Source organism: Hymenobacter wooponensis (assembly GCF_004745865.1).
In the GTDB taxonomy this organism is placed as follows: Bacteria; Bacteroidota; Bacteroidia; order Cytophagales; family Hymenobacteraceae; genus Hymenobacter; species Hymenobacter wooponensis.
The window spans coordinates 655,898-682,812 of the sequence record NZ_SRKZ01000004.1; the positions used below are offsets into that span (position 1 = coordinate 655,898).

The 26,915-nt window shown below is 58.1% G+C and carries 25 protein-coding genes; 11 read left to right on the top strand and 14 right to left on the bottom strand.

Annotation, left to right across the window (positions count from 1 at the left end):
• Positions 1–36: 36 nt before the first annotated feature.
• The 5 genes from EU557_RS16405 to EU557_RS16425 all read right to left on the bottom strand — a co-directional run bounded on the left by EU557_RS16405 (position 37) and on the right by EU557_RS16425 (position 7,633).
• On the bottom strand, positions 37–564 hold the full coding sequence (locus EU557_RS16405; protein ID WP_135531537.1) for a PAS domain-containing protein: 528 nt from the start codon (positions 562–564) through the stop codon (positions 37–39).
• A gap of 16 nt (positions 565–580) precedes the next feature.
• Positions 581–946, bottom strand: a complete 366-nt coding sequence (locus EU557_RS16410) for a hypothetical protein (RefSeq protein ID WP_135531538.1) — start codon at positions 944–946, stop codon at positions 581–583.
• 269 nt (positions 947–1,215) lie between these two features.
• A complete protein-coding gene (locus tag EU557_RS16415) occupies positions 1,216–1,491 on the bottom strand; it encodes an STAS domain-containing protein (protein WP_135531539.1) in 276 nt (91 codons plus the stop codon).
• 446 nt (positions 1,492–1,937) lie between these two features.
• Positions 1,938–4,622, bottom strand: coding sequence for a sensor histidine kinase (locus EU557_RS16420; protein ID WP_135531540.1), 2,685 nt, complete (start codon positions 4,620–4,622; stop codon positions 1,938–1,940).
• 89 nt (positions 4,623–4,711) lie between these two features.
• Entirely contained in the window at positions 4,712–7,633 is a 2,922-nt protein-coding gene (locus EU557_RS16425; RefSeq protein WP_167855241.1) for a chemotaxis protein CheB, read from the bottom strand.
• A gap of 391 nt (positions 7,634–8,024) precedes the next feature.
• Here EU557_RS16425 and EU557_RS16430 point away from each other — a divergent pair, with 391 nt between their 5' ends.
• The 3 genes from EU557_RS16430 (at position 8,025) to EU557_RS16440 (ending at position 10,040) form a co-directional block, all read left to right on the top strand.
• Complete coding sequence (locus tag EU557_RS16430; RefSeq protein ID WP_167855242.1) at positions 8,025–9,056, top strand: chemotaxis protein CheB; 1,032 nt, start codon at positions 8,025–8,027, stop codon at positions 9,054–9,056.
• Between the two features lie 157 nt (positions 9,057–9,213).
• On the top strand, positions 9,214–9,453 hold the full coding sequence (locus tag EU557_RS16435; RefSeq protein ID WP_135531543.1) for a KGG domain-containing protein: 240 nt from the start codon (positions 9,214–9,216) through the stop codon (positions 9,451–9,453).
• Between the two features lie 131 nt (positions 9,454–9,584).
• Positions 9,585–10,040 (top strand): hypothetical protein, encoded by a 456-nt coding sequence (locus tag EU557_RS16440; RefSeq protein ID WP_135531544.1) that lies wholly within the window; start codon positions 9,585–9,587, stop codon positions 10,038–10,040.
• A gap of 347 nt (positions 10,041–10,387) precedes the next feature.
• On the opposite strand, the gene EU557_RS16445 is transcribed toward EU557_RS16440, so the two are convergent.
• From EU557_RS16445 to EU557_RS16455, 3 genes are all read right to left on the bottom strand, one after another.
• The gene (locus EU557_RS16445) at positions 10,388–11,038 is read right to left on the bottom strand and encodes a response regulator (protein WP_135531545.1); all 651 of its coding nucleotides are present in this window, start codon (positions 11,036–11,038) and stop codon (positions 10,388–10,390) included.
• A gap of 150 nt (positions 11,039–11,188) precedes the next feature.
• Positions 11,189–12,091, bottom strand: coding sequence for a DUF748 domain-containing protein (locus tag EU557_RS16450; RefSeq protein WP_135531546.1), 903 nt, complete (start codon positions 12,089–12,091; stop codon positions 11,189–11,191).
• 132 nt (positions 12,092–12,223) lie between these two features.
• Positions 12,224–13,348, bottom strand: a complete 1,125-nt coding sequence (locus tag EU557_RS16455; protein WP_135531547.1) for an AsmA family protein — start codon at positions 13,346–13,348, stop codon at positions 12,224–12,226.
• A 211-nt stretch (positions 13,349–13,559) separates the two neighbouring features.
• Here EU557_RS16455 and EU557_RS16460 point away from each other — a divergent pair, with 211 nt between their 5' ends.
• From EU557_RS16460 to EU557_RS16470, 3 genes are all read left to right on the top strand, one after another.
• A complete protein-coding gene (locus EU557_RS16460) occupies positions 13,560–14,138 on the top strand; it encodes a 2'-5' RNA ligase family protein (protein WP_135531548.1) in 579 nt (192 codons plus the stop codon).
• Positions 14,139–14,243: 105 nt separating this feature from the next.
• Positions 14,244–14,714: a hypothetical protein gene (locus EU557_RS16465; RefSeq protein WP_135531549.1), complete on the top strand. Its 471-nt coding sequence runs from the start codon at positions 14,244–14,246 to the stop codon at positions 14,712–14,714.
• Between the two features lie 143 nt (positions 14,715–14,857).
• The gene (locus tag EU557_RS16470) at positions 14,858–15,061 is read left to right on the top strand and encodes a hypothetical protein (RefSeq protein WP_135531550.1); all 204 of its coding nucleotides are present in this window, start codon (positions 14,858–14,860) and stop codon (positions 15,059–15,061) included.
• Here the strand turns inward: EU557_RS16470 and EU557_RS16475 are convergent.
• From EU557_RS16475 to EU557_RS16495, 5 genes are all read right to left on the bottom strand, one after another.
• Positions 15,058–15,819, bottom strand: coding sequence for an SDR family NAD(P)-dependent oxidoreductase (locus EU557_RS16475; RefSeq protein WP_135531551.1), 762 nt, complete (start codon positions 15,817–15,819; stop codon positions 15,058–15,060). The genes EU557_RS16470 and EU557_RS16475 overlap by 4 nt on opposite strands.
• 71 nt (positions 15,820–15,890) lie before the next feature.
• Complete coding sequence (locus EU557_RS16480; protein ID WP_135531552.1) at positions 15,891–16,307, bottom strand: helix-turn-helix transcriptional regulator; 417 nt, start codon at positions 16,305–16,307, stop codon at positions 15,891–15,893.
• Between the two features lie 175 nt (positions 16,308–16,482).
• Positions 16,483–16,665 carry a hypothetical protein gene (locus EU557_RS16485; RefSeq protein ID WP_135531553.1) on the bottom strand — a complete coding sequence of 61 codons (183 nt, stop codon included), beginning with the start codon at positions 16,663–16,665 and terminating at the stop codon, positions 16,483–16,485.
• A 22-nt stretch (positions 16,666–16,687) separates the two neighbouring features.
• Positions 16,688–17,164 (bottom strand): carboxypeptidase-like regulatory domain-containing protein, encoded by a 477-nt coding sequence (locus EU557_RS16490; protein ID WP_135531554.1) that lies wholly within the window; start codon positions 17,162–17,164, stop codon positions 16,688–16,690.
• A 52-nt stretch (positions 17,165–17,216) separates the two neighbouring features.
• Positions 17,217–17,627, bottom strand: coding sequence for a hypothetical protein (locus EU557_RS16495; protein WP_135531555.1), 411 nt, complete (start codon positions 17,625–17,627; stop codon positions 17,217–17,219).
• 323 nt (positions 17,628–17,950) lie between these two features.
• Between EU557_RS16495 and EU557_RS16500 the strand changes: the two genes are divergently transcribed.
• Entirely contained in the window at positions 17,951–18,688 is a 738-nt protein-coding gene (locus EU557_RS16500) for a LytR/AlgR family response regulator transcription factor (protein ID WP_135531556.1), read from the top strand.
• 107 nt (positions 18,689–18,795) lie between these two features.
• On the opposite strand, the gene EU557_RS16505 is transcribed toward EU557_RS16500, so the two are convergent.
• A complete protein-coding gene (locus tag EU557_RS16505; protein WP_135531557.1) occupies positions 18,796–22,617 on the bottom strand; it encodes a PAS domain-containing protein in 3,822 nt (1,273 codons plus the stop codon).
• 260 nt (positions 22,618–22,877) lie between these two features.
• On the opposite strand from EU557_RS16505, the gene EU557_RS16510 reads away from it, so the two are divergent.
• From EU557_RS16510 to EU557_RS16525, 4 genes are all read left to right on the top strand, one after another.
• Entirely contained in the window at positions 22,878–23,777 is a 900-nt protein-coding gene (locus EU557_RS16510) for a helix-turn-helix domain-containing protein (RefSeq protein ID WP_135531558.1), read from the top strand.
• Between the two features lie 82 nt (positions 23,778–23,859).
• A complete protein-coding gene (locus EU557_RS16515) occupies positions 23,860–24,699 on the top strand; it encodes an oxidoreductase (protein ID WP_135531559.1) in 840 nt (279 codons plus the stop codon).
• Between the two features lie 102 nt (positions 24,700–24,801).
• A complete protein-coding gene (locus EU557_RS16520; protein WP_135531560.1) occupies positions 24,802–25,647 on the top strand; it encodes an SDR family NAD(P)-dependent oxidoreductase in 846 nt (281 codons plus the stop codon).
• 213 nt (positions 25,648–25,860) lie between these two features.
• Positions 25,861–26,889 (top strand): N-acetylmuramoyl-L-alanine amidase family protein, encoded by a 1,029-nt coding sequence (locus EU557_RS16525; protein ID WP_245326296.1) that lies wholly within the window; start codon positions 25,861–25,863, stop codon positions 26,887–26,889.
• The last annotated feature ends 26 nt before the right edge of the window (positions 26,890–26,915 follow it).

The window sequence follows — 26,915 nt, forward strand, 5'->3', positions numbered from 1 at the left end:
GCAAGAGGAGGGGCTTGTTGCTTTTTGAATAGTGGCCTAGACGGCGCCCTGTTTGCTGGCCAGCTGCTGGCGGAGGGCTTGCACTTCGCGCTCCAGCTCCAGGTTGCGGAAGGTTACTTTCACTTCCAGGTCGGCGTAGGCCTGTTCCAGATCCTGCTCGCGCTTGCGGAGGGCCAGCTCCGTCATTTTTTGCTCGTGAATGTCGGTGCAGGTGCCGTACCACTGCGAGATCTGGCCGTTATCGTCGTACTGGGGCTGCGCCTGGCCTAGAAACCAACGGTAGTCGTCATTCTTCGATTTGAAGCGGTACTCAATCTCGTAGAACTCACCGGTAGCCAAGGAACGGCCCCACACCTCCCGGGCCCGAGCGCGGTCGTCGGGGTGGAGCAGGTTGTTCCACATGTCGGGGCCCACACTATCGGCAAGGGCATAGCCCGTGTAATCCGTCCAGCGCTGGTTGAAGTAGGTGTGCGAGCCGGTGGGGTCGGTGAACCACACCAGTTGAGGAATCATGTCGGCTAGAAAGCGGAAATCGTTGTTGGTCGTTTCGACGGCTTGCTCCATTGAAAGAAGGCAACAATTAGTAGGATGGCTGCGAAAGCAGCAGCTCCATCCCCGATTGGAAGTACAGATTTAGCTGGCTGCGCTGCCCATCAACGGAGCGGCGCAGGCGCGTAACGAGTGCCCGGGTTTTCTCGGCGGCCAGTTGCAGTTCCAAGTAAGGCCGGTTCAGAAGCGCGTCGCGCTCCACCGTCCAGCTACCCTGGTCCTGCAGCTCCGGCGTCTGGATCTCCATGAGACCCGGCTGGAGCCGAAAGAGCGTAGCCTGCGCTAAGGCCGTGGAAGGATCGGTGTGGTTCAGCACCCGATCAGCCACAGTCCACTCGCCCGTCAGATACTCATCGGGGAGCTGTTGCAGATTGACGTCGAAAAGTAGTTCGGACATATAAAGGAGAATGTTCCAGCAGCAGCAAACAACCGGCAGAAGTAGCCAAAGTTTCGTGCTGAGGTACCTACGCCGGTTGATGCTTAACCAGAGCAGGCAACCTTGGAAGGTATAATAATACGAAATAGTTCAGCTTGCTCTGCGCTGAATCTGCATGCGTCTGATACAAAGGCCTTCACACAAGAGAGTCTCTTGGCTTGCCTCCTCTCTAGAGCCCACCGGTGCAGAATGACGCAGGCGAGCTAGCTGGTGAAACGCCGACCCGTGTGTTAGCCGCGAGAACGGGCACTTAGGTCGCGGCACTGGAGCTCGGCATCAAGCAAGGATGGCGCTACCAGCAAGCTTACATCCGAACGGCCAACCTTTAGGGAGTCCGGCGGGTGGCAAACTACCAGGGTAATGTTTTGCTGCTGCAGCCAGGAGGCATAGTGCCGCAGCACGGCCAGCACGGTGGCACTGAGTTGCTGCACCTGGCTGCAATCCACCCAGATGCTAGACTTCCCACTGGCGCAGGCCTGCTGCAAGGCTTCAGTAAGCAGTAGCACTGTCAGGGAATGATCATCCGAGTCAGTGAGGATAAGTAAACAGCTGTTTGGTAGATTTTCTCGATATACCCGCATAGTTGGCAACTCAACCGCCCAATAATCTCTTCCAACATTTTTGCCCAAGCACACTACTCAGACTCCCCTACTCAAGCGGTTAGATGCCCGCCCTCACTAAGCTTATTCTTCGCTTTCCTGACCCGGCGCCCCGGGCCAAAAGACCGCGCCTCACTCAACAATGCATCGGGGCAAATGAGGCCTACCACCTGGCATTCCTCTCTCCACCCCATCTATCTTACTGTACTCCCATCCATTCCTGCTATAGTACAGTCAATGAATAAGGCAAAGCTACAACCTCTACCTTATATATCAGCTTTTTAAAATACGTATTCTGCCGTAAAAAGCCACATATTTCTTACGTAGTAACCGCAGCTGCTACGCCCGAGCTGCTAGGCCACTGGCAACTGAATATTGACAATTGTGCCATGCCCCGGCCGCGACTCCAGCCGGAACTCCCCATTGAAGAGCTCTACCCGGTTGCGAATGCTGCTCAGGCCAATGCCTTTTACTTCGGATAAGAGGGCGCTGTCAAAGCCCACGCCATCGTCTTCCACACTCAGGTATAGGTGGTTATCCTCCTTCTCCAGGTAGATGAATACCTCGCCCGCCTTCGCGTGCTTCATGATGTTGTTGAGCAGCTCCTGCACAATTCGGTACACGGCAATCTGCAGGTTTTTGGGCAGGTTGCGAGGCACCCGGGACTGCAGGCGAATGGGCGGCCGCGGAATGCGCTTAACCAGCTCTTTCACGGCTGTTTCCAGCCCAAAGTCTTCTATCACGCCGGGTGTGAGCTCAAAAGATATACCCCGGGTGGCCCGGATGGCTTCTTCCAGCAGGCCAAAGCTGGGGCTGGTGCGGGGCAGGTCGGCGGTGTGCTCCAGATGCAGCTTTATGGCGTACAGCAACTGGCCTACGCCATTGTGCAGAGACTCGGCAATGCGGCGGCGCTCATCTTCCTGGGCCGTTAGAATGGCCTCTAGTACGGCTTTTTGCTGGCGCAGCTTCAGGCGGGTGGTTTCAGCTAATAGCTCTTCCCGCTCCGTTACATCGCGCATAATGAGCAGAGCGCCAATATTTTCCTCGCGCCGGGTGAGAGGCACCAGGTACAAGTCGAAGTAACCACCCATGGGCGTCATGTCCTTCATGGCCAGGCGCGTAACGGACTCTCCGGTCAGGGCTTGCGCAATGAGCTCCCGGAACTCGGTGTGAGCGTAGCCAAGGGGTGTCTCCCAAATGTAGTGGCCTAGCGCCTGAAGCGGAGCCACCCCGGTTTGCAAAGTGGCGGTGCGGTTCCAGGCCGTTACGGTGCCGCTCTGGTCGAGGGCGGCAATGGCATCTACGCTACTATCGAGCAGGCGCTCCGTAAACTCTTTCTCCGAGCGCAGCTGAACCTTGATCTGCTCTGAGCCCGTCACGTCGAGCGCGAAAAGGATGGCCTGCTGCCTCTGCTCATCAAAGAAGCCGTAGTTCTGGTAGTACAGGCTTTCCCCGTGAAAAATGCCGGTTGTGATAAAGCTCACGCTTTGCCCACTCAGCAAGGGCCTAACCTGCACCATGGCATCGGGGTACACATCGGCTATGTTTTGGCCCACTAGCTCATTATCTCCCACATCCATGCGGCGCAGGCCGTGGCCTACCATTTCCAGAATCTCGCCTTGGGAGGTGAGGCGCCCCAGAACCACGGGCGTGTTGCTGAGAATGTGCTCCAGCAACCGGTTTTTGTAGTTGAGCTCTTCCTGCTCCAGGCGTTGCGTGGTTACGTCGCGGATGAGGCCGGTGAGGCGGCGCGGCTCACCAGGCAGCACTTGCCCGCTGGCTGCCACGTACCGGATGCTGCCATCGGGCCATACTACCCGGTGCTCCAGCTCAAAGGGCTGGTGCTCTTGCACGGCCCGTTGCAAAATGGCCGTAGCCCGGGCCAGGTCTTCGGGATGAATGGCATTGGCCATTCTACTGAAGGGTACCGGGTTGGCATCAAACGAGTGCCCAATAATTTGCTGGGCGCGCTGGTCCCAGTACAGCTCATTAGAGCCTAGCTGCCACACCCACACGCCCATGCCCGAGCCCACCAGCGCTAAGCGCAGCCGCTCCTCACTAGCCATGAGGCGCTGCTCGTCGCGCTTGCGCTCCGTAATGTCGCGCCAGGTTACGTGCATTACCGTGGTGCCATCTACTACCAGCGGCGTGGTCATAATCTCCAGCCACATGCCTTCGCCATTCAGCCGGAGCCGCCACCACTCAAAGCGGTGGTTCCCTTTCTGCCTGGCCTGGGCCATGTGCTGCTGAATAAGGTCGGAGGAGCGTTGCCCATTAGGCTGAAACTCGGGCGTCAGTTCCTGAATTTTTTTGCCCAGCAACTGGCTTTTGTCAACGGCCCCAATCATGCGCATGGCGGCATCGTTGCAGTCAATGTACTTGCCGTTCTCCACCAGCAGCATGGCATCGGAGCTTTGCTCAAACAGTGTCCGGAAGCGCAGTTCACTGGCCCGTAAGGCTTCATTGGCATTGTACTGGGGGGTTATATCAATGACCACCAAGCGGCAGAGCGTCTCGCCTAGGCCATTCTGAAAAGCCAGGCCTTCCAGGCGCGCGTTAAACTGGCTGCCATCGTCGCGGCGCATTTCCAGGGAGCACGACTGGCGCTGGTCCAGCGTCAGTACCTTGTCCAGAAAATCACCGAACTGGTTGCGCTGCTCCAGGTTCACAAACAAGCCAAGGCGCCGGCCTAGCAGCTGGCTCCGGGTAAGCCCCAGGAGCTGGCTGAGGTGCAGGTTGAGCTGCTTGATTTCGCCGCTGCTCGTGATGGTGCAGTAGCCCACCGGCGCAAAGTCGTAGAGGTCAACGTACTGGCTGCGCAGCATTTCGCTCTCGGCCTGGGCCTGCAGCAGCTCTTCGTACTGCATGCCCAGCTCAATCTGATGGATCTGCAGCTCCTGCACCAGCCGCCTCACCTCATCCGGCGACTTATCGTCCATGCTCTGCGAAACCAGGCGGGCGCGCTCTGCATGGGCCCGCAGTCTTAGCATCGCGGCACCTGCTGCGTCGTGGTCTGGAGAAGGAGAATTAGCATCCATACGATCTTTCCTATCTAAACTAGAGGGTCCGCCCGTGGCAGCTTAGTACACGTATGCTACGCACTGGCACTAGGGGAGTTGCTGCTCCCCTACAGCACTTCCACGCTCAGTAGGATGCGGTCGGTTTTGCTGCCCTGGCTGGATATGCGCCGCCCGTAGAGCCGGACGCGCTGGTGGCCTATCTCCGGAAAATCAGCTTCCATTTCTAAGTTATCGAACTCGCGGGCCTCGTTGTTGAGGAGCTTTAGCAAGCGGCGGTGCAGGTCGGGCTGGCTCCAGGCCCCTCCGCCAAACGTATTTATCGACTCTCCTTTTATCGTCTCCCCATCTACCCGGAACAGGGTGGAAAACGCCTTGCTCACGGTGAGCACCCGCAGGTCACGGTCGAGGGCCAGCAGGGGCTCGCGCACGGTTTCAATAATGCTTTCGGCAAAGCGGGCACTCTCCTGCAGCTCCTGCTCCAGGCGCTTCATGCCGGTTACCTCGGTAAAGGTGATAACGGCCCCGCTGATGTAGTTATCGAGGGTGCGGTAGGGCAATATGCGCATCACGTACCATTCCCCGTTTTTGGTCTGAATGCTAGATTCCAGCGTCAGGAGGCGGTTGAGCACCAGCTGCACATCATCGGCCAGGGTAGTGTGCTGCAGGTTGTTGGCGAAGTGCATGATGGGGCGCCCTACATCAGTAGGTAGCAGGTTGATGATGCGCGCCACGGGGGGCGTGAAGCGCTTAATCACCATTTCATTGTCCAGGAAGATGATGGCCAGCTCCGTAGAGTCCAGCAGGTTCTTCATGTCGTTGGCGGCCTGCGAGAGCTCATCGGTTTTGCTGAGGTACTGCATGTTCAAGGTCATCAGCTCCTCGTTGAGGCTCTGCATTTCTTCCTTGTTGGTCATGGCCTCCTCGTTGGTGCTTTGCAGCTCCTCGTTGGCGCTTTGCAGCTCCTCGTTGGTGCTCTTGAGCTCCTCCACGCTGCTCTCCATTTCCTCAATGGTGGTTTGCAGGCGGTACTTGGTATACTTAAGCTCTTTTTCCAGGGCCACCACCACGGCATCGCGGCCATCGGGCTCCTGGTCACTCATCTTTTTGCGGCGTGGGTTGCGCTTGGGCTGAGACAGGTCTTCAAACACCACCATCAGCAGCCCGGCCAGCGTATCGGGCTCCGCGAGGTACTTCACCGTGAGGCGGAGCATCTCGTAGCCGGTTTCGGTTTTCAGGCGCACCTCTTCCAGCACCGCATCCTGCCGAGACTGGGTGGCGCGGTGCACGGCCCCGCTAATCTCAAAGTTGAGCTCCTCGCGGGCCATGTCGAAGAGGTTCATGCCGCTCAGGCCGGGGGCGGGCTCCAAGTATTTGCCCGTGCGCCCGTTCACAAACAGAATGTCGCCTTTGCCATTAATTACCACGGCCGGCGGGGCATAGTAGCGCAATAATACTTTCTGTACCAGGGTAGCAAAGGCTCCACTTTCGCGGCGGGGAGTAGAGGCGTTCATAATTCCTACGGGATGGGCCGGCGCGGCCGGGTGGCGAGTAAGAGAAAAGGGGAAATTTGCCAGCCGGGTAAGGGAAGCAACCGACTCAGAGCGCCGGGAAATTTTCCACTTAATATCAAGGGGAATAAACAGATCCTGGAAGCCCGTCACGTTCTCAGAAGGGCCCAGGAACAACAGCCCACCAGGATTGAGCGAGTAATGGAAGATGGGCAGCAGGTTGCGCTGCAAATCACTAGACAGGTAAATAAGCAGGTTGCGGCAGCAGAGCAGATCCAGCTTGGTGAAGGGGGCATCCTTGCTCAGGTTGTGCAGGGCAACCACCACTACATCGCGCACCTCTTTCCGGATCTGGTACCCGCCATCTACCTTATGAAAGAAGCGCCGCAGCCGCTCGGGGCTCACGTCGCCGGCAATGTTCTCGGGATAGAGGCCTAGCCGGGCATAGTCAATGCCTTCGGGGTTGATGTCGGTGGCGAAAATCTGGATTTTGAGGTACTTGTGCGGGTCTACGTGGTCGAGGCACTCCTGGAGCAGCATGGCCAGGGAGTAGGCCTCTTCGCCGGTAGAGGCGCCTGGGGCCCATACTCGCACGGTGCTATCGGCGGGCTTCTTGATGAGCACCGGAATCAGCTGGCTGCGCAGGCTCTCGTAGGCCTCTTGGTCGCGGAAGAACTTCGTAACGCCAATCAGCAACTCCTTAAACAGCAGATCTACCTCCTGGGGGTGCTCTTGCAGGTAGCGCACGTAGTGGGTGAACTCCTTGATTTGGTGGGAGTTCATGCGGCGCTCAATGCGCCGAAACAGCGTATTGCGCTTGTAGTAGGTAAAGTCGTGGCCGGTTTGGCCCCGAATGAGCATAAATATTTTCTGGAGGGCATGCGCCGGCTTCGACTTCGACTCGGGGGACAGCTCGCGCGGGGGGCGCGTAACCAGGGGGCGCTCAATATACTCCAGCAGCTTGGTGGGCATGTCTTCGGGAGGCAGCACAAAGTCTACGAACTCGGTGGCTATGGCCGAGCGGGGCATGGAGTCGAAGAGGGCCGTATCGGGCTGCTGCACCATCACCATCCCAAAGTTTTCCATCACCATCTTCAGGCCAATGGTGCCATCGGAGCCCAGGCCCGAGAGGATAATGCACACGGCCCGGTCTTGGGCATCTTTGGCCAGGCTCTGGAAGAAAAAGTCGATGGGCAGGCGGCTGCTTTGGGGCTGCGTGGGCGCTAAGAGCAGCAGATTGCCGTGCAGCAGGCTCAGCTCGTGGCTCGGCGGAATCACGTACACGTGGTCGGGGCGCACGCGCATGCCATCGGTGGCCTCTTGCACCAGCAGGGGCGTAAAGCTTTGCAGCACCTTAGCCAGCTCACTCTGCTGGGGCCCCAGGTGCGTAACTACCACAAAGGCCGCCCCCGTGCGGGAGGGCAGGTTAACAAAAAACAATTCTAGTGCCTCCAACGAGCCGGCCGACCCGCCAAGCCCCACAATGGGGAATCTTTCAGTGGGCGCTTTGTGAGTTGACACGGCAGTTTCTTCAATTAAAACAGGGCCAACGACGGCGGGAGTGTCCGCAGCTGACGTGGGTTGCTCTTCTAGCACAGGCAAAAGGAGATAAAAGCGAGGGGCAGCCATGCCCCTGAGAGCATGGGCAATAGCGAAAACAAGAATAGAAGGAATTTAACAGCAAATCTGCTACTGTTGAGCTCCAGGGCACATTTCTGTGCTAAATTTACATAAAACAATCGGCGCTTGCGGGGCAGGTATGGTGAGACCGGACAGTAACCTCCCTCACCCATGCCTCGTTTGCCAAGGTAGCCGTAGAACCTAGTTGTTCTGCGGATAAAAATCAGCCTGAGCACAGGCTGCGCTAATGTTGCGGCCGGCAGGTCTGATCTGCTCTTTTACTCCACAACCTGTGAATCCTCCCCCTTACTTAATCGTTATTGGCACCTCCGCGGGAGGTATGCCTGCTCTCAGTGAATTAGTCAGTCAATTGCCGGCGTCTATTCCGGCCGCGGTTCTGGTAGTACAGCACCTAGCCCCCGAGTCGTCGGGGGAGGCACTGATTAATCGGCTCTCTCGTAATTCTCAGATGAAATGCCAGCTAGCCGTTGATCAAACGGTTATTGAAGCGGGCAACCTGTACCTGGCCCCCCCCGACCGCCACTTGCTGTTGCGTGTGAACCGCCTGCTGGTGACCAAAGGCCCGCGGGAAAACGGGTTCCGCCCCGCCGCCGACACGTTATTTCGCTCGGCTGCGGTCAGCTTTGGGTCCAGCGTAATTGGCATAGTACTTACCGGCATGCTGCACGATGGTACCGCCGGCCTCGACTTTATTAAGCGCTGCGGTGGCCTAGCCGTGGTGCAGGACCCGCACGATGCTGAATACTCCAGCATGCCCGAAAGCGCTCTGCGCAACGTGGACATCGATTACACAGTGCCCCTAGCTCGCATGGGAGCGTTGTTAATTGAGCTTACTCATCATCCGCTTCCACCTCAAAACCTGGCGGACATTCCACTTGATCTTAAAACGGAAGCTGCTATAGCGGAACGCGTCGTGGGAACAACAGACGAAGTACAGGATATTGGGCACCAGGTGCCCTTAACGTGCCCAGATTGTGGCGGTGCCTTGTGGCAGCTCGACCAAGGTAACGTGTTGCGCTTCCGGTGCCACACCGGCCACGCTTTCACGGCAGAGGCGCTGCTGGATAAGGAGCAGAACTCGCTGGAGGAAACCCTGTGGGTTGCCATCCGGATGATGGAGGAGCGCAAGATTCTGCTGACCAGCATGGCGTCGCGCGGCAGTGGCCTCTGGAGCGTGCAGCAGGAAGAGCGCATTGAAGAACTCAAGAGCCACATCAACCGCTTGCGTGAATTCCTGCTCAATGGTTCGTCAAACACGAAGGGAAAGATAGCAAATACGGACCGGTTGGAAGGTCAGGCATAAGTACGCAGAAGCTGATCCGTATAAGCCCCCTGAGGTCATCCGTAAAAGGTACCAAATACTCGATAAACAAGGGTTTTTGCCAGACAAAGAGCAACTCAAAGCAGGCTAAGCACCGTTGAAGAGGCTGAGTATCATTCACCATCTCAACCTGCTTATCATGGCTCAGTCCCAGAAAAACCAGAACGCCTCCAACAACGGTCAGACCAGCAACACCAGCAAGCGCGGCTTCGCCAGCATGGATCCCGAGCTGCAGCGCCGCATCGCTAGCGAAGGCGGCCGCGCCTCGCACCAGAGTGGCCGTGGGCACCGCTTCACGTCGGAAGAAGCCCGCGCTGCCGGCCGCAAAGGCGGACAGGCTAGCCGTAACAACAGCAACAACAACGCGCAGGCCCGCTAAGCGCAGCCCTCGGCTGTGCTGAATGTGGCCAAGGCAGAAGAACAGCCCTTCGTTTGGCCATCAGGCATACATAAAGGCCTCGGGATTCCCGGGGCCTTTGTTGGCTGTTCCTTCCCCTTACTGCCTTCGTCATGTCAAGCATTCGTTTTTCCCTGCACAAGAGCCCGAATGACTCTTTGCAACACTTACTCCTGCTGGTGCGGCAGCGCCCGGTTATGCATTGGGTGCTCCCGGCTACGGCCGGCCGCAGCATGAGTGGCCTACTAGAGCGCGGCTTACTGCTGGAAGCTTCTGAGGTAATTGCCTTACCCGAGCTGATAGCCCAGGGCCGCTGCCAACTGGCCTACGATACCACCCCCTCTACCTGCGGTAGCTTGCGGGCCGCACTGGCCAAAGGACGCCTGCTGGTCACGCTTTCGGGCCCCGAGGTACAAGGCACCTATTCCCTCATTCGCCTCCACGAAACCAGCCCGGCCTGGCTGCTGAGCCCGGCCACCTACGTGCCCGGCCAACGCCCGCAGGCTGGTGCTGCCAGCTCTAGCTTCTCGGCGGCCTCGCTCCGCTCTCAAACTGCCGGCCTGGCCTAGGCCACCTGCTGGCCACGCGCCCCTTGCCCAAGGCCGCCCGGTTTGTTGCAGCTTGCTCAGCTTCTACCTAGCGGCAGCTTACCGTACTCAGCCCGCCGTGGGCACTCCCCTTTTTCCAACCAATTCATTCTAAGCCCTGCTAGCTTGCCCCTACACGAAGCAGTTTGCGGCCTGTTGGCGTAAGCTGTGCGAGCACAAAGCCCCGCACCTCTGTTGCACCGCCCGGCACAGGCACGCTGCTTATTGGGTCACTTGCTGGAGGTAAAAAGGCCCCGCCCGAAACCAAGTTTCGGGCGGGGCCTTTTCTATACCTGCCGCTGGCGAGGGAAGTGGCCTAGGCCACTCGGCTACGTGAGCAGCCCTTGCCGCACGGCGTAGCTGATGAGGGCCGCCGTGTTTTTCGCCTGGGTTTTCTCAATGATATTCTGGCGGTGGGTTTCAATGGTACGCTTGCTGGTAAACAGCTTCTCGGCTATTTCAGCATTGGTCAGGCCCTCCGCAATTAGCTGCAGCACCTCCGTTTCGCGCTTCGATAGGCCGTCGGTTTTCTTCGCGGTGGCCGTTACATCGGGGGCGGGGGCCTGCATGAGTTTCTGCAGAAACTTCACTCCTAGCTCTGAGCACAGGAACTGCCGCCCGCGCGCTACCGTCCGGATGGCGTACACAATTTCTAGCTTACCGGCATTTTTTAGCACATAGCCCAAGGCTCCGGCTTCAAACATGCGGTTGATATATTCTTCATGGTCGAGCATGGATAGGGCTAGCACGTGCACCTGCGGATACTCCTCGCGTATCCGGCGGGTGGCTTCCATACCATCCATTACGGGCATGTTCATATCCATCAGCACCACGTCGGCGGAAGAGCTTTCGAGTAGCTTTAGCAACTCTTCACCATTGCTCGCTTCTCCAACCACCGTAATGTCCTCTTGGCCGGAGAGCAGGGCGCGGATACCATCCCGAATGATGGTGTGGTCGTCTACTAGAATAATCCGAATCATGGAGAGAGCAAAATAGAGTCTAGACCTTCTTACGCAAAAGACAGGCCTTAACTAGCAAATGTTCGTTAATCGCATTAAAACCGGTATTTTCCAGCAACGGTTTCCGTATATATACTTATGGCTGGCACCTGAAAATACGGATTAACCCGGTCATTGACTTTCGCTCAATTTTTTAGCTAGTGGGCGGGGCACCCCGGCGCTGTTAAGCATGCCACTTACCAGGCCCTGCCGCCAGAGCGTAAACACCGAGAAGCGTAGCTCTCGGCTAGAAGTCATCTGACCGGTTTTCACGGCCTCGCCCGGCTTGCGGGGGTTGTTGTCGCGCAGGAACACGCCATTGACCACCGATGTCTCCAGGCGCTTGAGCAGGCCGGGGCGCTCCTTTTGGTTCAGGAGCTGTAGCTTCAGATCGGAGTAGCGGGCCCACATGGTACCCTGGGCGCCGGCCTTGTTCAGCTGCATGGCAAACCTGATTTGCTCCACGTTGCCGCTCTTAATGGCAATGCCGCGCGTGGGTACAATCATGGGATTGAGAATGGCCAAGGGTGCCTGCTGAAACGTGCCCCGCAAGGTGTGGGCCCCGGTGCGGTCTAACACATTGGCCCGGAGCGCCAGCGTGGCGTAGCAGCGGTTTTCTACCCAGCCGCTGGCCTCACCAGTAAGCGGCGAGGCGGGCCCCATACGCCGTGGGTTGTTGGAAACGTTGCGCAGGGTGATGGCCAGCCGGTTGATGGACATGGTACCCGGCACTGGGTCGCGCGGGGCCCGGTAGGCCATCTGAATGGTAGCCTGCTGGAAGCGCACCAGCCGCACATCAAACTTGAAGGGCACCTGGCCTAGGGCCTCCGGCGTCACCACGGACAACTCGGGGTTGCTGGGAAACCGGCCGTCGCTGTTGGTGTAGAGCTGTACCCGCGGCACCGTAAGGCTGGTGGCCTGCACCACCCGGTCTTGCTCAGCCGCTAAGTAGTTCACTCCCGCCATCCGCAACTCGGGCATCCGCAGCATCAGGTGGGCGGCCTGGTGCCCCTTGCTCCGGGCCAGCGCAACCACCGACAGTGTAGGTAGCAGCCTCAGGCCCGCAATGCGCAGCGTGCCGGGGCGCGTATCGGCCTGCAGCTGCTGCCAGGAAAGGTTGAAGTAGGGAGCATCCAGCAGAAGCGTGGCGCGCCCCGTCCGGACTGACTAGGCCTCGGCGTAGTAGATGGCAGTACGGGCAGCCTCGCGGGGCAGCACCTGAATATTGGTAGCCACGGCCCGCATACCCCCTGCCGCCGGCGCCTGCTTAATACCGGCTATGCGCAACGTGCCACCCGATACTTCCAGGCGTTTGAGGCGGCACTCCTGCAGGTAGGGAGCCAGCAGCACATGCAAGGAAGGGGGTTTTACAGTTGGCACCGTGAGGGCCAGCCGGGACGCGGTGAGCCGCAGGGTATCGGCGCGCAGATGCTTACGGGCCAGCTGCGCCGCGTTTAGCCCCGTCAGGAGTAGCCGGGGCAACACCAGACTGATGCGGGTGGTTTTCTCACGCTGGTTGTTGATGGGCCGGTTGGGATGCACCACAAGTGAGTCTATCGTCAGCCGCTGTTGCGATGAGGCAAACGCTCCGCGCAGCAGCTTCACGTGGTGGCCCGGCACTTGCACCGCCAGCCCCTGCAGCATTCCGGCTACGGCAGCCGCATACCCAATGCGTTGCGCATCGGCGGCGCCAGCTGCGCTCAGCAGCACATCTTGGGCCGAGAGCCGCCCCTGCCCCAGCCGGATGATGGGTTGCTTGGCCGGACCATACGTAGCGCGCACGTGGCGCAGCTGCACCTGGCCTAGGCGCACGCCCTCAACGGGTAGTTGCTCATGCAGGGCCTTTCCCCCACCCGTCTTGGGCAGGGCCGCCAGCTGCAGAGCTACCGAATCGAGCACGAGGCTATCCAGAGGTACCACGCCACGCCGGAGCAACGCCAGCAGGCCTACGCCCGCCACATCGAGCCGGCCTACCGCCAGGCGCACCCGCGGCAGTTGGGCCGAGTCGGGGCTGGGCGTAACGGCGGTGCGCATCCTAATATGGCGCAGGGTTAGTGTGCGGCTCCTGAGGCTCGTGTGCAGCTCCCCAATGCGCAGTTGGTAGCGGCCATGGCTAGCGGTGGTCACCTGCTGCTCCAGCTTGCGCCGCAGCCAAGGATCGAGGAACTGAAGCGCAATAGTTACTCCTACGGCCAGCAGCCCTAGCACAGCCAGCACCCACCACCCCCAGTGCGTTTTGTGAGGTGACGAGGAGGGCAAGACGGGTTCGGAGGAGAGAGTGGTTGGAAACACGGGCGAGAATTAGCTACCTCATACGTAAAGTCTCTTCCTCCGATTATCCATTGGGGCCAGGTCCCACGTTTAGGATAAAAAAAGCGGCCAGCAGGCAGCAGACCAGAAAAACTCATTTATTTGTCGGCCCTAAGGTGGGCCTCTCTCTCCCATTCTACGCTCCGAAAGCGGTACTTGCCAACCCAGTAGGTCCGTTTCCAGTTAACCAGCTATGCTTGCTATAACTTCCCTGCTTAACCCGCAAAGTGCGGCCCGCATCAACCGGATTATCAAGAGCCTGGAAACGGAGTTTGGGTTGGATGACGTACAGGCAACCCCCGATCCGCACCTCACCTACCAGCTGGCCGGCGTGCGGAAGCTGTCGTCGCTGAAGCAGGTACTGCGCGACGTGGCCCGCCATACCAAGCCGTTTACGGCCCACACCACTGGCCTAGGCCTGTTTCCGGGGCCCAACCCAGTTATCTACATTCCGGTGCTGCGCTCCGATGCCCTCAACCGCCTGCACCATCGCATCCGGACCGTTACTGCCCCCTTGTGCCTACGCACCGATAAATTCAGCGGGCCCGATTGCTGGCTGCCTCACATTTCGCTGGCCCTGCACGATACCACGCCCGAGCTGCTGGGCCCGGTACTGCAGTACCTCAACCAGCAAACGTTTAACATGGAGCTGCTCATCAACAACATCACTATCCTGCGCCAGCAAGACGAGCTGTTTGTGCAGGAGAAGTGCTTTTTCTTTGAGGGGCACAAGCACGAAACCTCGCCCGATTTGTTTGAGCAGACGGCCTAGGCCACTCCTGAGCGGGCCGCGCTACACAGGAAATTTGCCGCACCTTGTGTCACTTTTCCGCCCGCGCCCCCGACCTTTACCGCCTCCAACACATCCCTTTCTTGTATGAACGCATACTCTATTGTTCTGGCTCTGCACTCCTGGACGCGCTGGCTGGTGCTAATTTTCGGACTCATTGCTCTATTCCGGGCGTTTTCGGGCTGGCAAGGCCGCCGGCAGTGGGCGGGCGCTGATAATGGTATGGGAGCTGCCTTCGTGGGCTCCATGCACTTGCAACTGCTGCTAGGCCTCATCCTGTACTTCGGCCTGAGCCCCTATGGGGTGAAAGCCTTTGAAACCGCTGGTGGTGCCGTTATGAAAGATGCCGGCAGCCGGTTTTTCGCCGTTGAGCACTTGGTGGGCATGATTCTGGCCGTGGTAGCCGCTCAAGTAGGCCGCACCCTGTCCAAGAAAGCCACCGACCCCGTGCTGAAGCACAAGAAAGCCTTTACCTGGTTTCTGATTGCGTTGGTGCTGGTGCTGCTAATGATTCCGTGGGGCATCTGGAACCCCGCTCGCCCGGCATTTCGCCTCTAGTTTCTACAACATAAAAAAAGCCGCCTCCAGGCATCTGGAGGCGGCTTTTTTGTTGCTATAGCTTTACAGTTAGTAAAAGCGCTACCTTAAGTGGCGTATTGCGTATATCCGCGTACTCAAGCTCAACTGCTTTAGGCTTGCCTATGCAATTCTTCACTAACTCCACACCCAGGGCTCGGATCTCCTGCCCGGAGTTTGCCTCTCTGATTGACTCGCATTTGCGGGAGCTGGAGAATCGCCCCGAAACCAGTCATAACCATCGGGCGCTACTGGCAGTGCTACGCCAGCAGCTTCTGGAGCAGCAAACCGTGCCTGGCATTGCCCCCACAAGTGGCCTAGCGCACTAGAGCGAGTACCCACCCGAGGCTTCTAGACGCTGCGCATTTACCCAACGCGCGGCCTCTGAGCAAAGAAAGGCTACTACGCCCCCAATATCCTCGGGCTCGCCAATGCGGCCCAGCGCCGTTTGCCCCGACATGTAGGCCTCTAGCTGCGGGTGCTGCTCCCGGACGGCCTTAGTGAAGTCGGTTTTGATGATGCCCGGAGCTACCAGGTTGGCCCGAATGCCGCGGCTGCCCAACTCCTTGGCCAAGTACTTGGTGAATACCTCAACGGCCCCCTTCATGGAGGCATACGCCGCGTAGCCGGGAGTAGTAAAGCGGGTGAGCCCCGTAGACAAATTCACGATTCCGCCGCCATCAGCCAGCAGGGGCAGCAGCGTTTGGGTCAGGAAGAATACACCTTTGAAATGCACGTTCAGCAGACGGTCGAAGCTTTCTTCAGTGGTTTGGGCAAACGGAGCGGCCGCGTCAATACCGGCGTTGTTGATCAGAAAATCGAAGTTGCTGCGGCCCCACTGCCCCTGCAGCTGCTGGCCCAGCGCTTCGGCAAACCCGGCGAAGGTGGCCGCCTGGCTGGCATCTAGCTGCAACGCCGCGGCCTTGCGCCCCAGCGCCTCTACCTGGCCTACTACGGCTTGAGCTTCTTCTTGACGGCTGTGGTAGGTCAGGACGATATCATGGCCGGCCTGGGCCAGCTGCAGGGCCATGTCTTTACCCAAGCCGCGGCTGCCGCCAGTTATCAGGGCTATCTTATTTGTGCTCATCTTCTATGGGGTTAATGTGAAACTACAAAGATCGAGCACCTGCCCTAGGCCACTCTGGTGACTGTTACAGATTAAATGGTGAGCATTTCCGATTTCACCTCCCGCAGCTTAGCCCAGGTCAGCTCGCGGTACTGCTTTGGCGTTTGGCCCGAGAAGCGCTTGAAAAACTTCGTGAAGTTGGAAGGGTCGTAGGTAAGGCGGGCGGCTATTTCGGCAACGGGCTCGTTGGTATCACGCAGCAGGCGCTGAGATATGGCCAGTATGCGGGCTTCGAACAGAGCACAGGGTGAGTGGCCCGTGGTAAGCTTTATGGTGTTGCTAAGGTGAGTAGGATGCACGTGCAGCCGATCTGCTAACTCCCTAATTTCCAGCATTTCCGTGACTAGGCCAGCTTCCACCTCGGCCAAGTGGTTATCCAGCTCGCGCAGATAATCAGCCGTAATTTCGTGCTGTCGGGCAAGTATCTTTTTAGGAATGGGGGTAGCCATAGGTAGTGCGTTTTAGCAATAGACGAATACCCAAGCAGCGTACTTTAGGTATGCAGGAAACCCGTGCCTAGGCACAAGTTAGTACCCGTACCAAAAGTTACCACGCTAACATACCATTGCCCTGCTAGAGCATACCAGCAGGGTAATGTGAGAGGCTACTACTAAGCGGCTGAAGCTATCTGGGTTCTGATTCCGCCGCAGGGCTGCGCACGGCGCTCAGGCGGTAATCAATTTTAGGCAGCTTGGTGGTGGCCCGCTTGCTACTGTGGGCGGGGCGGGTGAAGTAATAGGAACCGCCGAAGCAGCAAATAACCAGTAGGCTCGTGCGGGCCCAAGCGAGTAACGTGTTGATATACATAGTAACCTCTTTCTGGGTGGGCTTAGTGCTTACGCCGGCCGTCTAAGGCCTGCAGAGTAAAGAATACATCCTGCTGCTGGCTTGGCGCCTGCAGGAACATTGACTGTTGCTTGTAGCCCCCGTAGCCGCAGCTAAGCCCAATAGGGCCGGCGTCGGGGAGCACAATGTTGAAGTTGCCGGCTGCATTGGTAACGGTTACCTGTTTTGTGGTGCCACTAATCCAGATGGTAGCTCCGGCCAGAGGCATACCATTTCTGCCCTTCACGCCGCCCCGGAGGGTTACGGGGTAGTCAACGGGCGTAGCCTCACTGGTTGGCATTACTACCGCGGGCCGCACGGGCGCCAAGCTGCGGGTTACTTTGTGCGAGGCGGCCACCTTCCGGGAGCTTGGCTTACTTGTGCCAGTTGGCCGCTTAACGGGGTCGGGAGCCGCTACCGCCGCCACCGTAGAAACTATAACCAACGCACAAACGCGCAAAAAACGAAAAACTAAAGACATATCGGGAAGCAAAAGCCAGAGGCAAGGGGAGAAAACAGATGGTACAAAGCGGCTACTTTTCGCTACCGGCCAAGAGGTGGGCTACGGGCTGGCGCTCCTCTAGCCAGCGAAAAGTGCTGTACTGTCCAGGAGTCAGGATGCGAAACATGGCGGCATCGTACTGCTGCATTACCTGTGCCACTGGTAGTAGGGTGCCTTGCATCCCCTGCTCGGGAGCAGCAGGGTCAAGCTGTTGCAGCTTTTGGTAGGTTACCACCCGTACTTCAGCGGCTTGCTTCTTGGTAAGCCGCAGCACATCCGTGAAATAGCACGTCAGCTGTAAGGCCCGGTCTTTTACCTGTTGCTCATGCGCTGGCACTGTAGTCTGCTGCTCAGCAGTAGCAACCGAAGGCTGTTGCGGAGCTGCCTGAGCAGCGGTTGCAAGCAGAACAAGCGCAACGAAAGTGAGACGTACTTTTTTCATGAGAACAGGTGTGTTTGAGGTGAGGGGAAGAGCGAGATTCTGTTTCAAACCTATCCTGTGCTCCTGAACCATGCTGGATTACTAGCCCAATAGCCGCTTAATAGCTGTGAGCAGTACAGTTTTCTCTGTGAAAGTCCACATCATGCCTCTCCGATAAGCGCAACCTTTGTATGAGATTAATCATATATCAACCAAACCCCATTTTCCCATTTTGAGTCTTTTTTATCTAATCAGCTGATTTGTAGCAAATACCTACTTCTCGCAAAGAAACTTACACTGCATACCTACTATCTTAGCTCAACAATACGCTACCTACCTATTGCATGCCGCTCTCCCCGCTCACTTGTGTCATAGTTGATGACAACGAGATTAACCGCTTAACTCTCGAACACCTCGTTGATCTTACGCCCGATTTGCAGTTAGCCGCCTCTCTAGCAGGAGGTATTGAAGCCCTGAACTATTTCCGGCAGGGCGGCCAGGCTGATATCCTGTTCCTGGATATTGAAATGCCACTGCTCTCAGGGCTTGATTTGCCGCGCCTGTTGCCAACACCGGCGCCGGCCATCATCATGGTTACCACGCACCGCGACTTTGCGGTGGATGCTTTTGCGCTTCATGCCCTAGATTACTTGGTGAAGCCCGTGGTACTAGACCGCTTTAACCAAGCCGTAGCGCGCGTACGGGAACAGCGCCAGCCCCCTCTCCCCCAAGTCAGCAGCCCGCCTCCCGCAGTACCCGCCCCAGAGCCTGATACCAACTTATTCGTGAAAGTGGGTACCCGCATGTTACGGGTAGATTTCAGTGAAGTGCTGTACATCGAGGCCTTGTCTACCTATTCAGTACTGGTAACCAAAGCCCAGAAGCATATTGTGTATCTAACCCTGAAGGCCTTACAAGAGCGTTTGCCGTTTGCTCATTTTGTGCGGGTACACCGCAGCTACATTGTAAATACTGCGCTCATTGATGCCGTGCAGGATAACACGCTGAAGCTTGGCACCCATGAAGTGCCCGTAGGCAAATCGTATCAGGAAGAGTTTTTCCGTGGTCTGCGCGGCTTATAAAGCGGGCTGGCAAACCTCCTGATAAGCCAACGGCGGCGCGACGATAGTACGTCTCGCCGCCGTTGTTTACCGGAATGGCTCTTTGCCTTGCAGAACTCTGCCTGAGTTTACCGCTGCGGTTCCTCCTTGGGCAATTCTGCGGGCAGCTCCTCCAAGGCGCGTTGCACTTGGCGCACTACTAGGGCTACCGCTTGCTGAATGGCCGGTAACTCGTTGGCGGAGCTGACGTGTGCACGCTCTAGCTGCTGTACGGCCTCAGCAACGTCTACTATGCCAAGGGCATCGAGGCTGGGTTTGATGTGGTGCGCCACTCCGGCCACCTGCTTCCAGTCGGCGGCGGCGGCGGCAGTTTCTAGCTTGAGCACGCTTTGGGGCATGTTGGTCAGGAAGGAGCGGATAATTTTGCTCACGAACGAGGCGTGCCCCTGCGCCATGTCGTGCAATTTGGCCAGGTTGTAACTCTTGATGGAAGCAGGCGTGCTAACGGGGCGCAACAGCCACTCCAGTTCCCGATACAAGGCTGCTTCTTCAAAAGGTTTGGTGAGGCAGGCATCCATGCCAGCGGCCAAGTACCGCTCATTATCGGCCCGGAAGGCGTTGGCCGTGAGAGCCAGAATGGGCACGTTGGCCTTTGCCGCATCAGGCAGCTTCCGAATGATGGCGGTAGCCTCTAGGCCACTCATGCCGGGCATTTGAATATCCATCAGCACCACATCGTAGGTGTGCGCGCTGTAGAGGGCCAGCCCATCGGGGCCGTTTTCGGCTTCATCCACCATCATGCCCCACTCCTCCAGCAGCAGCCGGGCCACGTGGCGGTTAATCTCGTTGTCTTCTACCAGCAGCACACGGCGCCCCTGCAAGGCTCCCGCATCAAAGGGGGTGGGAGTGGCAGCGGCGGCAACAGCCGTCGTGCGGGGCAGGGTAAGCTCGAAGGAGAACCGACTGCCCTGGCCTACCACGCTTTCTAGCCGGAGCTTGCCCCCGAGCTGTTCTACCAGTGCCTTGGAAATGCTCAGGCCTAGGCCAGTGCCGCCAAAGCGCCGGGTGGTATCGGCGTAGGCCTGGGTGAAGCCCTCAAAAATGCGGGCCTGCAGTGCGGGCGCAATACCAATGCCGGTATCCGTGATGCTTATCTCCACGGTAAGCGTCTCCTCTGTTTCAGCCACCTGCCGGCTAATGACCACGATGCGCCCACCGGCTGGCGTGAATTTCACGGCGTTGCCTAACAGGTTGATCAGGATCTGATTGATACGGTACGGGTCGCCGAGTACCCACGGGTGGGGGCAAGAGTTACGCAGCGGGGTTCCCTCCACCTGTATTCCTTTATCGATGGCCTGCAGCACCAGCGGCTGCAGCGCCTGCCCCATAGAATCGCAGAGGTTAAAGGGTGTCTGCTCAAACTCCAGCTTGCCGGACGTGATTTTGGCCATGTCCAGCACATCGTTAATGATGCTGAGCAGGTGCTGGCCGGAGCTACGAATAATGCGCAGAAACTCTTGCTGACGAGCATCCAGCGGGGTTTTGCTGAGCTGCGTGGCCATACCCATCACGCCGTTCATGGGCGTTCTGATTTCGTGGCTCATGTTGGCCAGGAAGTTTTCCCGGGCCCGCACAGCGGCTTCTGCCTCCTCCTTGGCCCGCTTCAGCTCCTGCTCGGCCTGAATGCGGTCAGTAATATCCTGGCCAAACCCGATGACGTAGGCGGCCCTAGCTCCTTCTTCCTTTACCAGATAGTTCTGGTAGAGAATGTAGCGCAGCTCATTGTTGCCGATCTGCATTTCCACCACGCCCCTATTTTCGCCGTTGCGGGCAATAGCGGCGAGGTAGTGGCCTAGATTTTCTTGCTGAGAAGGCATTAGGGCCTCCTGAAGGTTGCGCCCCGGCAATGAGTCGGCCGGCAGGCCCATGAACTGCGCTACGGCCGGGTTTACCGAGAGCACCTTCCCGCTCAGATCGTGGGTGCAAATAAGGGCCTGCGAGTACTGCATCAGGTCGCGGTACTGCTTGGTACTGCGTTCCAGTGTCTGCTGCGCGTTTTTGAGGGCGGTAATATCGGTGCTCACCACCAGCACGTGCAGGCTGCCATCGGGCAGGCGCAGAGGGCGTTTCATGGTCTGATACCAGAGTACCTCGCCGCTGTAGAGCGAAACCGATGACTCGTAGCTGTACTGCTCGCCGGTAGCCAGCACGTGAGCATCTGTTTCGGCGTAACGTGCCATTTCCCGCGCCTGCACACTATTGGGGTCAAGCTGGAAGCCATCCTGCAGGTGAGCCGATAAGCTCCGTAGCACTTGGGTGGCCCGGTTTTGAAACAGCACATTGCCTTCCGCGTCGCGCACCAGAATAACGCTGGGGCTGGTGTCGAGCACTAGCTGGATAAACTGCTGTTGCTCCTGCAGCTCGCGGCGGGTAGTTTCTTCGCGGGTGGTGTTGGTTAAAATCAGTAGGCGGCTCTCGTCGCGGAGTGCTACTAAGCGGGCGTTATGGTAAGTAACGGTTCCATCGGGGTGAGAAAGCTCAAACGTCTGCTCCTGCACGTCTGGTTGGGGTGGGCTGCTTACCAGCTGCATCAGCCGGTGAGCCACCGCTGTTGGCAGCAGGTCGGTTAGGGCCGCGCCCTCCAGCACTTGGCCTGGACGGCCCAGGGGTGTGCTACCAGACTTCGCCTCCAGCACGCGCCCCGCTGAGTTGAGCACCACAATGGTATCGGGCAAGGCGGAAAACAGGGCCCGCATTTTGGCTTCATTGGCACTTGTACGGATTTCTGCCTCCCGGCGCAGCGTGATGTCGGAGCCATACCCAATCACTAACTCCAGCGCCCCGGCCTCGTCAAAAACGGGCTGATAGTGCCGGAGGGCATAATGCTTGTTGCCATTCGGGAGCTCTACTTCTTCCTCCCACACCGTCATGCGACACTCCTGCACGGTCTGGGCAAACTGCTTCTGCCGGTTTTCGGCAATGGCAGCCGGCAGCCCTTGAGTGGCCGCAAATGCTGCTACGCCCTGGCCTAGAAGCTGCTCCCGAGCGGCCGGACTAGGCAGCGCGTAGGCATTGAGGTAGCGGTAGCGCTGTTCCAGATCAAAGACGGCAATCTGGCTGGGCATCCGGTCGAGGATGGTTTCGTAGAAGGCCCGTTGCTCCGCGAGCTGCTGCTCTACCTGCACCCGCGCCGTGATGTTGACCAGGTACAGGTTCACGTATCCTTCGGCGGGGAAGGGCACAACAAACGCGGTGTGCTGTTGCCGGGCGGCCGAAATATCTACCTCGGCCACCGTTCCGGCGGCCAACGCATCGGCAGCCATCTGATGAATTTGGGCAAACATCTGCTGCCGTTCGGCTTCGGGCAGCGGCTCGTAGAGCTGGCGGGCGGCAGGGTTGGCGAAAAACAGTTCACCATCTAGCCCCAGCCGGAAAATGGGGTTGATATTTTCACTCGGGATGCTAGCCACGCGCCGTAGCTCCTGCATTGCATGGTGCTGCTCGGTAATATCACGCAGGCAAATGTGCAGGTTAGCCAGCGCAGGCCCCTGCTGTGCTCCCGGAATAACATCCTGCGACAGCACCGCGCCACTCCGCAACATAACCGTTTCATTGTACTGGGGCAGCCCCTGTATCATGCGCTGCTCAAACCCTTCTGGCTGGCTTACACGCACCACCAGCTCAGCTAGGAGCTCAGTTGCCGGGTGGCCTAGCCACTGGTGCGCAGGCAAAGGCAGCCCATAAAGTGCGCAAAACTGCTCATTGAGCACTGCCACGGTACCATCGGCGGCGGTCAGTAACCAGCCCGTTTGCCCTTGGCTGGTTAGCTGGCCTAGCTGCCTGGTGAGGGTATCATTGGTGGCCGTAGCGGACTGTAACGCCCGCTCTAACTCCGCAATCCGCTGGTGAGCTTGCTGGGTATCCAAGGGCATTTGGGGCGGTAAGGCCATGTGAGTGACTGAGTGGAACCCGAAAATACGACGCAATCAGCGAAGTGGCAGCAGGAAAGGCGATAAAGTCGAGCTTGCCCTGAATTGTATTCGCCCAAACTCATACTTAGAAGCTGCATGGGCATACTTACTCACTGAATAGCCCTAGGCCACTCTGGGCTTAACGGGCAGGGTGGGCAGGTCTGCAACAGGCCGCGCCCTTAAGAGGACGAGTGGCCTAGGGCGTACCCGCCGTCGTTTGAATTACGTAACTTAGCCCCATGAGCAAGCTGCAAACCCTCGAAGACTTCTACCGGAATAAAATCAACTGGATGCCCGAAAACCTGAAGCAGGACATTGGGCATTTCAACGTATTCCGGCTCGATGATTTTGTGGGCCCAAAGGCATGCCACTTGCCCTACAGCCGCAAGGACTTCTATAAAATCACGCTGGTTTCGGGAAACAGCAATTACCACTACGCTGACAAAACCCTGGAAATACGGGGGCACGCGCTGCTTTTCGCCAACCCCATGGTGCCTTACGACTGGGAGCCTCTTGATGACCATATTACGGGCTACTTCTGCATTTTCACGGAGGCCTTTCTGCAGCGACACCTGGCCGGCGCCCTGGAGCTGCCCATGTTCAAACCTGGCGGGCAGCCCCTCTATACCCTTAGCGATGAACAGCTTCCGGCCATCAGGCAGCTGTTTGAGAAGATGTTTGCGGAGATAGAGTCAGACTATGCTTTCAAGTATGACCTGCTGCGCAACTACGTTTTTGAGTTGGTACACAGTGCTTTGAAGCTGCAGCCGGCTACCTCCCTGTATCAGGAAGCCAACGCAGCCACCCGCATTGCTTCGCTTTTTACGGAGCTACTAGAACGTCAATTCCCAATTGAAACGCCCGGCCAGCAGGTGCGGCTGCGCAATGCCAATGCCTTTGCCGCCCAGCTGGCCGTGCACGTAAATCACCTAAACCGTGCTCTGAAGGAGGTAACCGGCAAAACCACCACTCAGCTCATTGCCGAGCGGCTGGTGCAGGAGGCACACGCCCTACTCAAGCACACGGCCTGGAACGTATCGGAAATCAGCTACTGCTTGGGCTTCGAGGAGCCCGCTCACTTCAATAACTTCTTTAAGAAACGGGCGGGCGCCACGCCTACTTCCGTGCGCGTTGTTTGATTTTCGCAAGCATCGGTTTGATTACGGCAAGCGCATAGGCCTAGTGCTGCTCTAGTTTTGCACTGTACAAACAGAGCAAGCAATGAGCAACTCCCCCATTTGGTTTGTTACCGGTGCCTCGCAGGGCCTAGGCCTCTCGCTGGTTCGGCAACTTCTGCAGGCGGGCCACCGCGTGGCCGCCACTTCCCGCCACCTTGCCAGCCTCACGCAGGCGCTCGGCGAAGCTTCCGCTGCTTTCATGCCCCTGCAAACCGACCTAACCAATGAGGCCAGTGTGCAACAGGCCGTTGCCCAAGCCTTAGCTACGTTCGGCAGCCTTGATGTGGTGGTGAACAACGCCGGTTATGGCATTGGTGGCAGCATTGAGGAACTGACGGACGCGGAAACCCGGCGAGCCTTCGATGTGAATGTGTTTGGTGGCCTGAACGTGATTCGACAAGTGCTGCCCCACATGCGGGCGGCTCGGAAGGGGCACATCATCAATATCTCGTCTATTGCGGGCATTTCGGGGGCCACTGGCTGGGCCGTTTACGCGGCTACCAAGTTTGCCGTGGAGGGCTTCTCAGAGGTGCTGGCCCACGATGTAGCTGCCTTGGGTATTAAGGTAACTGTAGTGGCACCGGGCGCTTTCCGCACCAACTTCCTTACCCAAGAGTCCTTGGTGATGGCTGAGCAGCCTATCGACGCTTACCAAGAAGTGCGCGCCTCCCACGAGAAATACCGGCTGATGAACGGAGCTCAGATGGGCGACCCCGAGAAAGCGGCCGCGGCCATCATCAACATCACCACCGAGCCCAACCCTCCGCTGCACCTGCTGCTAGGCCAAGATGCCTACAACCGCGCCATGCGCAAGCTGGAATCCTTCCGGCAAGAAATCGACGCCTGGGAGCCCCTGACGACTTCCACTGGCTTTGAGAGCTGAGGGCGCGGGCTCCTCACCTTTTACCCACTACTCCTATGCTCTATGAATTTGCCCGCGTGGCTTTAAGTACTTCCTTTTCCCATCACCTAGAAACTCAATCTCATGAAAAGCAACAAGATCTGGTTTGTGACCGGCGCCTCGAAGGGCCTCGGCCTAACCCTGGTACTAAAACTCCTGGCCCAAGGCTATGCGGTAGCGGCCACCTCCCGCAACCTGGCGGAACTGCAGCAAGCCGTGCCGCATAATAACGGCCGCTTCCTGCCCCTGCACATGGACCTCAGCAGCGAGGAAAGCGTGCGGCAGGCCATTGCTACCACCGTCAGCACGCTTGGCGGGCTGGATGTAGTGGTGAACAACGCGGGCTATGGCCTGGTAGGTGGCCTAGAGGAAATCACGGACCAGGAGGCCCGGCAGAATTTTGAGGTGAACGTGTTTGGGCTGCTGAACGTGATTCGGCAGGCCACCCCTCACCTGCGGGAGCAACGCTCAGGCCATGTATTTAACATCTCCTCCGTGGGTGGTTACATGGGTGGTTTCCCGGGCTGGGGAATCTACTGCGCCACCAAGTTTGCGGTGGCAGGCCTCACCGAGTCATTCGGGGCCGAGATGCGCGAGTTTGGCGTGCATGCCACGGTGGTATACCCCGGCTACTTCCGCACCGAGTTTCTTACCGCTAGCTCCCTGAGCACTCCCAAGCAGCCCATTGAGGCCTACCAGGCCATCCGTGATTCGCAAGCGCAGCACGAGCAAGACATCAACGGCAACCAGCCCGGCGACCCCGAAAAAGCGGCAGAGGTGCTGATTCAGGCCAGCGAAACGGCCACTCCTCCCCTCCACCTATTCCTGGGCGAGGATGCGTACCAATTAGCAGAGCAAAAGATCCAGACCGTGCAAGCCGATCTACAGGCCTGGCAGGCTGCCGCCACGGCTACAGCCTTCTCTGCTTAGCTTCTACCCCCCTCAAAACCTTTAAAAAGGCCCGCAGAATAGCTGCGGGCCTTTTTTGTTCGTATTCTTAATATTAACCTCCTTCTTTTGTAGTTCGTTAGCGCCTTGGGCTATTGCTCCGGTTTCTGTCTCTTGCCGCCGCCCAGGGCATTTTTGGGGAGGTGAGAACCGTAGTTGTGGCCTAGCATCACCTCATATTTTACTTGTCTGCTTTTGCGAATAGCTGCTTTACTCCTTCTGCTCCTCCTGCTTTCTACTAGTGCCTTTTGCCAAGGCCAGTACCGCCGAGCCGTTGCCAAGTCGGGCGATGGAGTGCAAACGCTGTTGCAGCGTTATGGCCTGAACTCCAAGCCTTACGTGCAGCAATTCAAGCAGCTGAATCGCAAAAACCTCACCGCTAAGGGTGGCCTAGTAGTTGGGCGAAAGTACTTGCTGCCTAATCGTAGCACGAAGCGCCCAACCGTAGCCGCTAAGGCCAAGACGTCGCACGGCATAAGCACAACACCTCTGCTGCCCTCGGCGCTCTTTGGACCAGCTTACTCGCCGGTGCCCGTCCGCGACCGGGCCCTGCGCGGGGCCGTCTACTACCTCTCCCCCGGCCACGGCGGCCCCGACCCTGGCGCCATCGGCACATACGGGGGCACCAAACTGGCTGAGGATGAGTATGCCTACGACGTGACCATTCGGCTGGCTCGGGTGCTGATGGAGCATGGCGCCACCGTGTACATGATGGTGCAGGACCCCAACGACGGCATTCGCGACGAGGCTATCCTGAAAATGGACCACGACGAGATTGGTTACCCTAACCAGGTAATTCCGCTCAGCCAAGTATACCGCCTGCGTAAGCGCATTGCCGAGGTTAATCGCCTGCATGCACGCCACAAAGGGGCCTACCAGCGCCTTATTGCGTTGCACGTGGATAGCCGCAGCGCTGGCCAAAACATCGACGTGTTCTTCTACCATCATCCTGGCAATGCTTCAGGACTGCGGCTAGCCAAAAATATCCATAAGGTGTTCACGGCCCGCTACAAGCGGGCTCAACCTAATCGGCCGTATTCTGGCAACGTTTCGCAACGTGGCACTTTGTTCGAGGTGCGGAATAGTCACGCCCCGGCTGTGTTCATGGAGCTGGGTAACATTCGTAACCAGAAAGACCAGCGCCGTTTTGTGGTAGCCGACAACCGGCAGGCTCTGGCCAACTGGATTTATGAAGGCCTACTGGCAGACTATACGGGTCGGTAAAAGCTACTTGCCAACAGAGGGCTGTT

Bases quoted from the DNA above. Each gene is read 5' to 3' on its own strand.
- EU557_RS16470 (WP_135531550.1), top strand. From the start codon at position 14,858: ATGCAATTCTTCACTAACTCCACACCCAGGGCTCGGATCTCCTGCCCG.
- EU557_RS16475 (WP_135531551.1), bottom strand. From the start codon at position 15,819: ATGAGCACAAATAAGATAGCCCTGATAACTGGCGGCAGCCGCGGCTTG.
- EU557_RS16435 (WP_135531543.1), top strand. From the start codon at position 9,214: ATGGCTCAGTCCCAGAAAAACCAGAACGCCTCCAACAACGGTCAGACC.
- EU557_RS16495 (WP_135531555.1), bottom strand. From the start codon at position 17,627: ATGAAAAAAGTACGTCTCACTTTCGTTGCGCTTGTTCTGCTTGCAACC.
- EU557_RS16465 (WP_135531549.1), top strand. From the start codon at position 14,244: ATGAACGCATACTCTATTGTTCTGGCTCTGCACTCCTGGACGCGCTGG.
- EU557_RS16500 (WP_135531556.1), top strand. From the start codon at position 17,951: ATGCCGCTCTCCCCGCTCACTTGTGTCATAGTTGATGACAACGAGATT.
- EU557_RS16460 (WP_135531548.1), top strand. From the start codon at position 13,560: ATGCTTGCTATAACTTCCCTGCTTAACCCGCAAAGTGCGGCCCGCATC.
- EU557_RS16510 (WP_135531558.1), top strand. From the start codon at position 22,878: ATGAGCAAGCTGCAAACCCTCGAAGACTTCTACCGGAATAAAATCAAC.
- EU557_RS16410 (WP_135531538.1), bottom strand. From the start codon at position 946: ATGTCCGAACTACTTTTCGACGTCAATCTGCAACAGCTCCCCGATGAG.
- EU557_RS16515 (WP_135531559.1), top strand. From the start codon at position 23,860: ATGAGCAACTCCCCCATTTGGTTTGTTACCGGTGCCTCGCAGGGCCTA.
- EU557_RS16405 (WP_135531537.1), bottom strand. From the start codon at position 564: ATGGAGCAAGCCGTCGAAACGACCAACAACGATTTCCGCTTTCTAGCC.
- EU557_RS16420 (WP_135531540.1), bottom strand. From the start codon at position 4,622: ATGGATGCTAATTCTCCTTCTCCAGACCACGACGCAGCAGGTGCCGCG.
- EU557_RS16445 (WP_135531545.1), bottom strand. From the start codon at position 11,038: ATGATTCGGATTATTCTAGTAGACGACCACACCATCATTCGGGATGGT.
- EU557_RS16480 (WP_135531552.1), bottom strand. From the start codon at position 16,307: ATGGCTACCCCCATTCCTAAAAAGATACTTGCCCGACAGCACGAAATT.
- EU557_RS16520 (WP_135531560.1), top strand. From the start codon at position 24,802: ATGAAAAGCAACAAGATCTGGTTTGTGACCGGCGCCTCGAAGGGCCTC.
- EU557_RS16490 (WP_135531554.1), bottom strand. From the start codon at position 17,164: ATGTCTTTAGTTTTTCGTTTTTTGCGCGTTTGTGCGTTGGTTATAGTT.
- EU557_RS16505 (WP_135531557.1), bottom strand. From the start codon at position 22,617: ATGGCCTTACCGCCCCAAATGCCCTTGGATACCCAGCAAGCTCACCAG.
- EU557_RS16440 (WP_135531544.1), top strand. From the start codon at position 9,585: ATGTCAAGCATTCGTTTTTCCCTGCACAAGAGCCCGAATGACTCTTTG.
- EU557_RS16485 (WP_135531553.1), bottom strand. From the start codon at position 16,665: ATGTATATCAACACGTTACTCGCTTGGGCCCGCACGAGCCTACTGGTT.